This window comes from Sphingobacterium athyrii (genome assembly GCF_003071065.1).
In the GTDB taxonomy this organism is placed as follows: Bacteria; Bacteroidota; Bacteroidia; order Sphingobacteriales; family Sphingobacteriaceae; genus Sphingobacterium; species Sphingobacterium athyrii.
This window is the reverse complement of sequence record NZ_QCXX01000010.1, coordinates 128,761-141,468: the sequence shown is the minus strand read 5'-3', so window position 1 is coordinate 141,468 and position 12,708 is coordinate 128,761. Positions and strand designations below refer to the sequence as shown.

At 42.9% G+C, this 12,708-nt stretch carries 5 protein-coding genes, 2 tRNA genes and 1 pseudogene; 3 read left to right on the top strand and 5 right to left on the bottom strand.

The window, feature by feature from the left end; translation table 11 throughout:
- Window positions 1-2: 2 nt before the first annotated feature.
- Window positions 3-1,013: a GntR family transcriptional regulator gene (locus DCO56_RS26875; RefSeq protein WP_219929463.1), complete on the top strand. Its 1,011-nt coding sequence runs from the start codon at window positions 3-5 to the stop codon at window positions 1,011-1,013.
- A gap of 598 nt (window positions 1,014-1,611) precedes the next feature.
- Here DCO56_RS26875 and DCO56_RS26870 read toward each other — a convergent pair.
- Together DCO56_RS26870 and DCO56_RS29995 are read right to left on the bottom strand one after the other, a co-directional pair.
- Window positions 1,612-1,685, bottom strand: a tRNA-Pro gene (locus DCO56_RS26870).
- Between the two features lie 338 nt (window positions 1,686-2,023).
- Complete coding sequence (locus tag DCO56_RS29995) at window positions 2,024-2,170, bottom strand: nucleotidyl transferase AbiEii/AbiGii toxin family protein (protein WP_219929462.1); 147 nt, start codon at window positions 2,168-2,170, stop codon at window positions 2,024-2,026.
- Window positions 2,171-2,195: 25 nt separating this feature from the next.
- On the opposite strand from DCO56_RS29995, the pseudogene DCO56_RS30150 reads away from it, so the two are divergent.
- Window positions 2,196-2,447: pseudogene (locus DCO56_RS30150) on the top strand (DUF3658 domain-containing protein); the annotation flags it as partial.
- A gap of 247 nt (window positions 2,448-2,694) precedes the next feature.
- Here the strand turns inward: DCO56_RS30150 and DCO56_RS26855 are convergent.
- The 3 genes from DCO56_RS26855 to DCO56_RS26845 all read right to left on the bottom strand — a co-directional run bounded on the left by DCO56_RS26855 (window position 2,695) and on the right by DCO56_RS26845 (window position 5,133).
- Window positions 2,695-3,561 (bottom strand): nucleotidyl transferase AbiEii/AbiGii toxin family protein, encoded by an 867-nt coding sequence (locus tag DCO56_RS26855; protein WP_108636768.1) that lies wholly within the window; start codon window positions 3,559-3,561, stop codon window positions 2,695-2,697.
- Entirely contained in the window at window positions 3,562-4,362 is an 801-nt protein-coding gene (locus DCO56_RS26850) for a type IV toxin-antitoxin system AbiEi family antitoxin domain-containing protein (RefSeq protein ID WP_108636767.1), read from the bottom strand.
- A gap of 697 nt (window positions 4,363-5,059) precedes the next feature.
- Window positions 5,060-5,133: transfer RNA gene (locus DCO56_RS26845), tRNA-Pro, on the bottom strand.
- Between the two features lie 575 nt (window positions 5,134-5,708).
- Here DCO56_RS26845 and DCO56_RS26840 point away from each other — a divergent pair.
- Complete coding sequence (locus tag DCO56_RS26840) at window positions 5,709-12,695, top strand: type I polyketide synthase (protein WP_108636766.1); 6,987 nt, start codon at window positions 5,709-5,711, stop codon at window positions 12,693-12,695.
- The last annotated feature ends 13 nt before the right edge of the window (window positions 12,696-12,708 follow it).

Here is a 12,708-nt window from a genome sequence, read left to right as displayed (position 1 = left end):
ACATGTCCATTACAAGCGAAACAGGCAACGGCTCCCGAATGAAGTATCTTCAATTGGTCGATCACATCCATACATTGATCGAAAAGGATGATTTACATATCGGAGACCGCATCCCTTCATTAAATCAATTGCAGGATCAGCTCGGCATGAGCAAAGAAACGGTTTTGAAAGGTCTTAACTATCTACTCGAAAAGGGGGTAATTGAGTCTGTTTATCGGAAAGGATATTATGTCAAGAAAAAACAGGTACAACATTCTTACCGTATCCTGCTTCTTCTCGACAAAATGAATACCATGCGTGAACAGATCTATCAATCGTTATTAACTGAAACTAAAGGTGCAGCGGCGATCGATGTCTACTTTCACCATCACAACTTTAATGTATTCCGTAATATTATTACCGAAAACATCAACAACTATACGCATTTTGTCATTGTTACATTTTTGAAAGATGATCCCGCCCCCATCATCAACCTCATACCACCAAATAAGCGGATTATCATCGACTATAATCAACTTGGGCTCTCAGGAGATTATACGGCTATTTATCAGGATTATGAATTCGATATTTATAATAGTCTTACGCTACTGCAGCACAATATCAAAAAATATCAAAGAATTATACTTATAGCACATCCAGAAGCCTTACATGCCCAACATGTTATCAATGGATTCGTCCGTTACTGTAAGGAATCGGGAATCAATTATGACATTCTACCAGAAGTAGATGAGACAAAATTTGAGCAGTACACCGCCTTTATCACCTTTAGCCGCTATGATTCCGATGATGTATCCTTAATTAAATTGGCAAAGAAACATGGGTTTACATTGGGGGAGGATATAGGTCTTATTTCCTACAATGACACTGACGTCAAAGAGATCCTTGAAGGGGGCATTACGGTCATATCTACTGATTTTTGGGCGATGGGAAAGGCGGCGGCAGAAGCTATACTTCAAAAGAAAACTTTAAACGAACGCAATCCTACTCAAGTTATCATCCGGAAATCTCTTTAGCCCCAACTTTCGTTAGCGCTCTTAGTCGGGGTGGCAGGATTGGCTGAGCCTCCTTCGGATCGAACCCCATGGCAACCTAAGCGGTCGCAGGTTCTCGTCCTGCCTAGAAACAATAAAAGCCCTAACTTTCGTTAGAGCTTTTTAGTCGGGGTGGCAGGATTGGCTCAGTCCCACTTGGCCACAGTTCCCATGCACACCCCTGAGCCTCCGACGGATCGAACCCCATGGCAACCTAAGCGGTCGCAGGTTCTCGTCCTGCCTAGAAACAATAAAAGCCCTAACTTTCGTTAGAGCTTTTTAGTCGGGGTGGCAGGATTGGCTCAGCCACACATGGCCCAAACACTACCCTGAGCCTCCTTCGGATCGAACCCCATGGCAACCTAAGCGGTCGCAGGTTCTCGTCCTGCCTAGAAACAATAAGAGCCCTAACTTTCGTTAGAGCTCTTTAGTCGGGGTGGCAGGATTGGCTCAGTCCCACTTGGCCCAAACACTAACCCTGAGCCTCCTTCGGATCGAACCCCATGGCAACCTAAGCGGTCGCAGGTTCTCGTCCTGCCTAGAAACAATAAAAGCTCTAACTTTCGTTAGAGCTTTTTAGTCGGGGTGGCAGGATTCGAACCTACGACCTCCACATCCCAAATGTGGCGCGATACCGGGCTACGCTACACCCCGAAAAAGGTATCACCTTTGTTTTGTGTGGCACAAAAGTACACTAAAAATATTTTGAAAACAAACTATTTCACAACAACACACTTAACTTACTGATATATTGTTAAATAATTTCAAAAATACTACCGCTCATGATTTATATTTTGGGGGTACATTTACAAGTATTATACCAAACTCCAATCATCAGCATGACATAAGTCCGGTAAAACGAATTGTTTTGCTGTCCGAATATCAATAACGGGAAGTACGTCTGAAACGCATTTGGAAATCTTTCTGATTTTTGTTTTCAGTTGGTTTCCTGTTTCGTTTTCGTTTCTCAATACCAACAAATCAATATCTTCCTAAAACCGTTGTATCATTCCAAAGCATTTTGATAATGCTGTTCCGCCTTTAAAAACGGTTTCTTTGCCTATATCATTTTTGAAAATATGGAACAAAGCGAATGTTACCCAATAATCCTTTTCAACGAATTCATGCGGTAAATTCATTTGTTAAGATAGGTCAGGAGAATACGTTTCGGGAGATGAGGATTTTTTTGACGGTTATCTATTGAATAGAATTAGTGATGCTCCGCAAAGATCTTCATTGGTTGTTGGCTACACGCTTTGTGATATCTGGGATAGCTTCGGTGGAGGATGTATAGGTGACATGTTTTTGTTTAATAGATTAAACCAATTGGCAGATCGTGGTATGATTGAAAGATCTAGACCTCATGAAGATGCTGAAAGGGCAAAGATAATCTTTGATATTAGAAAATTGGGGTAACGTTTTAACGATAAACTTTCAGCCTGCTCCTTTAGCTTCTTAAGCTCCAAATTCAACTCCACTTTCTTGTTTTTATGATTTCAGCTTTGATTCATAGAGTAAGCATATTCAGATTAGATTAATTCGCTGTATGCTATCTAACTAATCCTGTCTCCTAATTCGTTCTCGTAAAAGACATACGTATACCCCAAACGCATTAAATGTAATAACGTCGGAATCTTTACTCGTGAGTTTTCATTTAATGCCATTATATCCTTTTGAAGATTGTATTAAACAATAATTCCAAGTCCTTTTTAACTTCATCAAAAGCAGGTAGCTTTCTAGTTGCGATCTGATGTCCTAAACTATTTTTCCATGCTCGTTTAACCGTGTTTTCACTTTTAGCATTCAGAAGCTGATCTATCCCAGTAAATTCAAGCCCTTTAAAAGCCATTTTCTCTAAGAAAGCATGTTTGATTTCTGCCCAATCAAGATCACTTGCATACTTGGATAAATACCAAATATCATAATAATCTCGAGGTGCTGTATAGGAGCGTTGGATCAAGGCTCTTAACTTTTCAGACAACACTTCTCTTATATCGTAACAGGCAATTTCATCGACTGCAGAACTCAGCTGATCAGAATAGTCATGGTACACCGTCTTCAAAGTCGGTGCAAATAGCATCTTCTCGTACAGAATAATTTCAATTTTAATCGAAGTCGTCCAACGGGAAGGATCTGGTGGAATTTGGTCCTTGGAATGATCGGCTCCCCAAAACTTAACAACCGCAGCGTAGCCAGTCGGCATATCATTGTGCCGAAGATCGGTGAGCTTTTCTAAATGTAATTGCATACCAGTACGTTCTTGTACTATTGACATTACTTGCCGCAATAAGTCTTCATCCAATTGAAAATCTGAATTGATAGATGTAAAATCTAAATCCTCTGAAAAACGATAATCTGGTATATAACATTTTCGTAAACATGTTCCTCCTTTGAAGATTAGCGCTTCTCTGCAGGAATCTATCGAAAATATAGCGTCGACAAAATGTCCTAATGCCCAATCCTTGTCAATGGTACTTCTGGACACTTCGTGTTCCAAAGCTTTTTTCTCTATTTCCTTTTTCAGTATCATTTAATATTGCTTATTGGATATGTCTAACAATTCTTCCCGGCTGATATTTAACCTTAATCGCCACTCCGCAACAAATTCACCTTCGTCCAATCCCTGGGGGTCAAACAAGTTATATCTATTATTTACCTGTTTCTTTGCAAAATCTATAAAAGGATCCATACCAGTAATTTGGAGAAGTGCGACCAAATAGCCAATTCGTTTGATAACCGCTATATTATTCACAGCCTTGCAGTACTCGACTAATTTAGTGGGGTGCATTTGCGCTTGACCAACTGCTCTGATCAATTCTGCGTAGCCACCAGAATGTTGGGGCAGATCAAAGCAATCAACTATTGTTTTCTCTACATCAGTGATCGGATATTGAAGGTTGCCGTAACCATTGTGCATGATACCCAATTTTTTATTGGGCGCAATCTTAACGAATTTATAAGAAGTACCTAGAATTGATTTGTCGTATTTTTTATGTGTCGTTTGAATAAAGACAGTGTTAGAAAATTGTTCCGTCAACCCATGTAAATTGAGTGCAGACCAATACGCAACAGCACTATTTTCAGCAACGAAAGTCCCTATGACATATTCATCCCTAAAACCTTGTTTGCAAAATTTACCTTTCTCAATCCGTACAATCAGTTCCTTGTCCACCAGATTTTCTAAGATTTCACTTAAGTTGTCAAACTTTTGCCCCAACAACTGTTCGATTTCGGTAAATTTGAATAGCTGAATTTCATAGTCATCCAGCAACTTCAAGAACTCGAGTTGGGGTTTGGTGAGGTGTGCTGATATATAAACGCTGTCTGCCATATTACCTTTTGTGGAACGATAAGACCTAAAAATTGGGTCTTATCGTTCCACGATTGGTAAAGATAAGTAACAATTATCCAAAAAACAACGTTTAATACCAAATCTCAGTAAGCACCTTTAATAAACGAAAGCGTACCAGTTTATTAATATTTTTAAGATGTATATCTCAATTCATTATCTTAAAACCAAAATAAAAACAAGTGAAATTCACTAACGATGACATAACCTATCTTCTCAACTTTTTTAAAGGTCGCGAAGACATATTTGCTTTAGAAAACCATACTACCGAGAGATTTAGCCGTATCCTTCATGACCACAGCGATCCAGATAGAGGTTTTATCCTTTAGAAAACATTGTTGGAAGAAATCCTTCATTGAGAAAGATAAATTTAAGGTTGAAGTCAACACCGTGTGTTATTGGTGGATATATCAGTACTTATATGTCATCATGAACCCCACTTCCTCCAACTTTACCAGATCTAAAATTTAAAGATTCTATCCGAAATATGTCCGAAAACCAAAAAAGCCACCGATAATAAGTGACTTTTTTCGGGGTGGCAGGATTGGCTCAGCCACACATGGCCCAAACACCAGCCCTGAGCCTCCTTCGGATCGAACCCCATAGCAACTTAACCGGCCGTAGGTTCTCGTCCTGCCTAGAAACAAAAAAAGCCCTAACTTTCGTTAGAGCTTTTTAGTCGGGGTGGCAGGATTCGAACCTACGACCTCCACATCCCAAATGTGGCGCGATACCGGGCTACGCTACACCCCGAAAAAGGTATCACCTTTGCTTTGTGTGGCACAAATATACGCTTCTTATGCATGTTTTGCAAGCATTACCATAAAAATAAAACTAATTAACTGATATATTGACTATTATTAATATTTAATTTTAAAGTTAAATACACCAACTATTATACCATACACAAAATTCAATCTGTCGATTTGTTCTTATCATTTCTAAACATCCCAAATAAGTTCTTACAACGATGATCAAACAGTTAAAAAAAACAAGCAATTACCAAGAAACATTATCAATAAAAGTTTATGAGATAAAATTATCCATTTAGTTATTCAAACATAACGTATTCTGTTATTTTTCTCAAGAGTCAGCAAAAAATAAAAATCAAAACCAAATTTAAATAAATTTGTAGCCTATCGGTTAACAACACTCAAGTATCTACTACTTTTTTGTTAAAAAATCATTACCAAATTACCTTTATCATTAAATATATAATAAAAATTAACTACTTTTATTCCAACATAACAACCCTCCTATCAAAACCACAAAGATTTTGATGTTTGTTATGGGATCTCCTGCTATTATATGTTCAAATTCATCAATGCATGAAAAATTTAACCATTATTGGATTAACACCTTTTGAAAAGCCTGACGTCAATCTTATGCCCAAACTCCATCAGGCGGGGGCATTTCCCGTATTAAGTTTGGGGTACGACTTAGCCTGCGCTCAGGAAGCACTGAATCAACTTGATCAGACTGCTGTATTTAATTATGGAATTTATTTTCCAGATGACAAACTTCTGTCCCTTCATATTCCGGAAAAAGTGAGTGTCGTCATTGTTCCTTTCGGAACTCCGGCTCCCAAAGCCCCGCAACTGTCCATTGTGTATCAGGTCAGCAGTCTCGAAGAGGCCATTCAAGCCCAAAAACTTAATGCAAAAGGAATTATCGTCAAAGGAAATGAAGCCGGAGGCTTGGTCGGCTATGAATCCACATTTGTGCTCTTCCAGCGCATTATCAAAGAAATCCAGTCTATCCCCGTATGGGTACAAGGCGGCATAGGTCTGCATACCGCTGCTGCAGCGAAAGCCCTCGGTGCCACTGGAATCGTATTGGACAGTCAACTTGCTCTTTTCCCGGAGTGTTCCATTCCACAGGAATTTAAAACACGCTGTGAAAAATTAAACGGAACAGAAACTAAGGTGATCGCGAACCATCGTGTACTAGTGCGGCCAAACTCACCTGTACTATCTGACCAGGTCGATGCCTCCGAACTCAGAAGGTATTTTACTGACTTAAATCCAGCAGTCAGCTATATCCCTATGGGACAAGACATTTCCCTAGCCATCGATCTTTACGAAGATTTTAGGACCTTGAAAAAACTTGTTTTTGGGTTTCAAGAGGCGATGTATGGCCATTTAAAACAGGCCAAAGCCTTGCGCCCCATCGACGGAAATAATGCGTTAGCGAAACAACTTGGCTTACGTTACCCGATCGCACAAGGCCCCATGACCCGTGTCAGTGATGTGCCTGCTTTTGCAAATGCTGTGGCAGAAGCCGGTGCACTCCCCTTTGTCGCGCTATCTCTGCTTCGCGGCGAACAGGCCAAAGCCTTGGTGATGGAAACCAAACAGCTTGCAGGAGACAAAACCTGGGGAGTGGGGATTTTAGGCTTTGCACCACAGGAATTGCGTGAAGAACAGAGTGCTTATATTCTAGAAGCAAAACCTCCCGTTGTTCTGATTGCCGGTGGTCGTCCCGCACAGGCTAAAGTCTTTGAAAAAGCAGGTATAACAACGTTCCTGCACGTTCCTTCCCCAGCACTGCTCGACATGTTCCTCAAAGAAGGCGCAAAAAATTTCATTTTCGAAGGTCGCGAATGCGGCGGTCATGTAGGGCCTCTCTCAAGCACTGTCCTCTGGGAAAAACAAATTGAACGTATCTTAAAAGAAGATCACCCGGAACAGATCAGCGTCTTCTTTGCCGGCGGTATCCACGATGCGTTTTCTACGGCATTTGTCTCCATTATGGCAGCTCCTTTAGCTGCGCGTGGTGTAAAAGTAGGCGTACTGATGGGAACTGCATATCTTTATACACATGAAGCGGTAAGCAGCGGAGCTATTCAGGAAGAATTTCAGAGACAAGCTATGCAAGCCAAAGATACCGTTCTACTGGAGACCGCACCGGGTCATGAAACACGTTGCCTAAATACCGCTTTTGCCCAACATTTCAACCATGAGAAAGCCAAACTATTGACTGCAGGCATAGATAAGAAAGAAGTCTGGGAAAAACTCGAAAAATTAAACGTCGGCCGCCTGCGTATCGCTGCTAAAGGTCTCGACCGTCAAGGCGATCAACTGGTCAACATCCCCAAGAGTGAACAACTGGATCTGGGTATGTATATGATCGGCCAGATTGCAACCATGCAGAACCAGGTGATCTCCCTAGACACGCTGCACCAACATGTCGGCATTGGCAATCAGCAGTATATCCATGAAGCAATATTACCGGAAGAACCGCTTTCCAGCGAAAAACCGTTGGATATCGCCATTGTCGGGATGGAATGTATCTTTCCTGGAGCCAAAAATCTAGAAGAATTTTGGCGCAATATCATCCTTGGAAAAGATAGCGTTACCGAAGTGCCGGATGAACGCTGGAACAAAGATATCTACTATCAACCTAACACAGACGGCCCCGATGTGTCCCACTCGAAATGGGGTGGTTTTATTCCGAAAATTGATTTTGATCCACTAGCTTTCGGGATTCCACCGCAATCCCTCGCCGCCATTGAACCGACACAACTACTGACTTTATTGGTTGCCAAACGTGCTATGGAAGATGCCGGTTATGGCGAAAAGCAAATCAACCGCGAAAATATTTCTGTTATCATCGGCGCCGAAGGTGGTAATGACCTTGCCAATAGCTACAGCTTTAGAGGATACTACAAACAGGTATTCGGAGAACTTCATCAGGAAGTGAAAGAAGCTTTTCCCCATACGACCGAAGATTCCTTCCCCGGTATTCTAGCGAATGTCATTGCCGGTCGAATCACCAATAGACTAGATCTTGGCGGCCGGAATTTCACTGTTGATGCCGCCTGTGCCTCATCTCTCGCGGCGATTGACCTTGCTTGCCAGGAGCTTATCCTTGGTAAATCGGATATGGTACTTGCCGGTGGAGCTGATCTCCATAACGGGATTAACGATTACCTGATGTTTTCCAGCACTCACGCACTCTCACGCAAAGGACGATGTGCTACATTTGACAGCGAAGCGGATGGTATCGCTCTGGGTGAGGGGGTAGCCATATTGGTACTCAAGCGTTACGAAGATGCCATACGTGATGGTGACCGCATCTACTCAGTCATCAAAGGTGTCGGTGGTTCCAGCGATGGTAAAGCGCTAGGACTTACAGCTCCGCGAAAAATCGGTCAGGTACGGGCCTTGGAACGGGCCTATAGCCAAGCGGGTATCAGCGCAGCATCTGTTGGACTGGTCGAAGCCCATGGTACGGGCACAGTGGTCGGTGATAAAACAGAGCTGAGCGCACTGACAAACTTATTCAGCCGTTCAGGAGCACTACCGGCACAAACGCATTTAGGTTCAGTCAAAACGCAGATCGGCCATACAAAATGCGCCGCGGGATTAGCAGGATTGATCAAAGCTTCCCTGGCTGTATTTCATGGCGTAAAACCGCCGACACTCCATCTCCAACAGCCAAATGCATATTATAACGCACAAACTAGCCCCTTTGCTTTCCATGCCGAAACTGGCTTATGGGGAGAAAAAAGACGTTATGCCGGCATCAGTGCTTTTGGTTTTGGCGGGACGAATTTCCATACCGTGATTGCAAACCATCCGCAGGAGGATAGTACAATCACATTGCAATCATGGCCATCGGAACTATTCGTTTTTCGTGGCGATAACTACGACGAAGCTAAGGGACAATTGGGTCAGGTAAAAGCACTTTTAGATATCAACGATAGCCTCCTGCTAAAAGATATCGCCTACAGCTTAGCCATAGTTTCTGAAAAAGCGATCCAGCTCAGTATTGTTGCCGATACCGCCGAAGACCTGATGATGAAAATCGAACTAGCATTATCTGGCATTGAAAGCAAAGACACCTTTATTGTCAATAAACGCGAAGGTAAAACAGCATTCCTGTTTCCGGGACAGGGCAGTCAGCGCATCAATATGGCTCGTGATCTCTTTGTGGTATTCCCTGAAATGCGGAAACTTATTGCACAATATCCTGAACTGGAAAAAGTGGTCTTTCCTTCAAGTACGTTTGATGCCGAATCCTTAAAACAACAAAAAGAAACCATTAAAGATACACGTCTGGCACAACCACTTTTGGGTATTGTCGATTTAGCTTTAGCGAAATTTCTCCAATCACTGGGTATCATCCCGGATATGCTGGCTGGACATAGTTACGGCGAGTTACCGGCATTATGTTTCGCAGGTGTATTTGACGAAGATCAACTAGTCGAACTGAGCAGCAAACGTGCCCAATCCATCCTGGATTCGGTAGAAAATGGCGATCCCGGTGCCATGGTTGCTGTTCATGCAGATGCCGAACGGTTGAAGACGCTCCTCGATCGTGTCGAAGGCTGTTATCCTGTGAATTACAATTCACCGACACAATGTGTTGTCGCAGGTAGCACAGCAGCCATCGGGAAACTGCTGGAGCTGTTAAAACAGGAACGTGTCTCTGCTAAAAAACTGGAAGTGGCCTGTGCTTTCCACAGCCCTTTGGTCGCCAGATCGAAGGAGCTTTATGCAGGTGTATTAAAGGATGTTCCTTTCCGTGAAATGCAAATGCCCGTATGGTCAAACACAACTGCAGGTTTGTATCCTACTACCGCATCAGAAATAAAGGTCCAACTAACAAATCATCTGGTCCAACCTGTCCGCTTTGTTGAGGAACTTCAGGCCATGTATGCAGATGGCGCAAGGATATTTATTGAGGTAGGCCCGGGCAAAGTGCTGACAGGCCTGACCAAATCCTGTCTGGAGCAAGATCAATTGACCTTATATGTGGAGGACAACAACCGCAACAAACTCACGCACCTCCTCTGTATGTTTGCGCAATATTTGGGAACTGGCCGCAATTTCACTATTGACAAACTTTTTGAAGGACGTCAGGTTCATCCTATCCAGCTAGATCAGCCAAACTTATATAAGAAAAACCCTGCTATCTGGCGTGTCAATGGACAGGCTGCCTATCCAACAACAGGAACTTTACCTGTCAATGGCGCATTGCCAATAATAAGCCCCATTAAAATGAGTAACCTTAATAATCCTATAGCCGCATCAACAGCTGCACAACCAGCTGCAGAACGTATGCTGCAAGAATATTTGAACAGCATGAAAATGCTGATCCAGGCACAACGTGATGTCATGCTTTCCTTTTTGGGACAAAACCCACAAGTGGCACCGATGCCGGTCTATTCGAACCCAACGGTAAATGGGACCACAGATCGTTCTGCTCAGATTCCGGTACAACCAGTTCTCAACGAAAGTCCCGCTGTCGCAACAGCCGTACAAACAGCAACTAAAGACATTAAAACTTTATTGTTACAGGTGGTGAGCGACAAGACCGGCTATCCGCATGAAATGCTGGGCATGGAAATGGATCTGGAAGCGGATCTCAGTATCGATTCCATCAAACGGGTCGAAATTATCGGAACACTGCGCACTGAGCTCGGAACATTAAGGTTCGATGATGCAAATGAAGACACGATCATGGAACAATTGGCCGCCATAAAAACCTTGAATGGCCTGGTTTCCTGGTTAACGGAATTCAGCGGCGCAACAGAGGAACCGGTAATAGGCATTCCAACAGGAGTACCAACAATGGAAATAACATCAGCAAACAGGTCTTCATTCTCCCTTCCGGAACTACAGACAGCAATCCTAAATATTGTCAGTGAAAAAACCGGTTATCCAAAGGAGATGTTAGGATTAGACCTGGACCTCGAAGCGGACTTGAGCATAGACTCGATCAAACGTATGGAAATCATTGCCGAACTAAAAACCAAAATCGGTTTTGGTGAGGACCTTGAACAGGCCGAAGATCTGATGGAAACCCTCGCAGCCATTAAGACCCTTAACGGTCTTGCTTCATGGATCAGTGAAGTCAGTGATACCGCTCCGGAACAGAACCTCTTATCCAGACTTCGTTTTGATCTGACACCTACAGATAATGCTTCAGCACAGAATACTGAAATTCTGCAAGGCAAACGTTTTGCCCTTGCTCCGGACCATGGGCAACAGACCTTGGCTATCAAAAACATGCTCGAAAAACATGGTGCTATTGCGGAATTGGTCAATCCGCAAAATGATCTTGCCGTCTTCGATGGACTGATTATCTCCGACATATTTTCAGCAAAAATCCAACATAATATTATAGACCAAGTTGATCTGATCAAAAAAATGAATCTGGATCGGGCCAAATGGGTCTATTTAATCTCAGACATCCCGGCACATGTCACAAAAGCAAACGATACACATGCGCTACGTCATTACCAGGGTTACCCAGGATTATTTAAAAGTCTGGCCCGTGAGTTTGAACAGACCAGCTGTCGATTGATCAGTTTAAACACGCCACAGGAGTCGGATCAAATTGCAGAAATTGCACTAAAAGAAATCTTAACGACAGATAAAACCGTAGAGGTTATCTATAAAAATGACAAACGACATACCATCGATATTATTCCTTCGCCCCTATCAACAGGCAACGAAGAAGTGCAAATCCAACTGGATCAAAAATCTGTTGTCCTTGTACTTGGTGGCGGACAGGGTATTACTTCCGAATTGGTAAAACACATGTCAGCCTCCTATCCCTGTACCTACATTCTTGTGGGTAGATCAGTAGATCCGAGAAAAGATACGCCTATTGCAAAAGAATTGGAGACGATGACCTCCAAGGAACAGATCAGGGCCCACCTCATTCAATCGGGGCTATTCCATGCTCCGGCACAAATCGAGAAAGAGACCCTGCGCATCTTTAAAAACAATCAGATTCTGCGGACGGTCCGTGATATGGAGCAACTGGGAAACACCGTCGTTTATGAGTCGTTGGATCTCTGTGATGAAGCTGGATTAACCGCCTTACTCCACCAGATCTATGAGCAATATGGACAGCTCGATGGTGTTATTCACGGTGCCGGGCTGTTGGAAGATAAGCTCTTCAAGCAAAAGACAACCAGCTCCTTCGGACGTGTCTTTGACACCAAAGTAAAACCACTGCGCGTGCTGGCCGAACAACTGCGTTCAGATTGTCAATTCGTCGTCCTGTTCTCCAGTATAGCATCTGTTTATGGAAACAAAGGCCAGACAGATTATGCTGCAGCAAACAGTGTTTTGGATGATTATGCCAATGTATTGAATAAACGCCTAAAAGGAAAAGTTCTTTCAATCAACTGGGGACCATGGAAGGGTGCCGGTATGGTTTCACAAACTTTGGAGACAGAATATGAACGTCGTGGCATCTCCCTGATTCCTTTGGATGAAGGAAAAGAAATTTTCCTTAATGAGATCAAGTACGGCACGGACAGCCAAGTTTTAATTATGTCAGGCAAAAATTGGTAAACCGTCACATCCA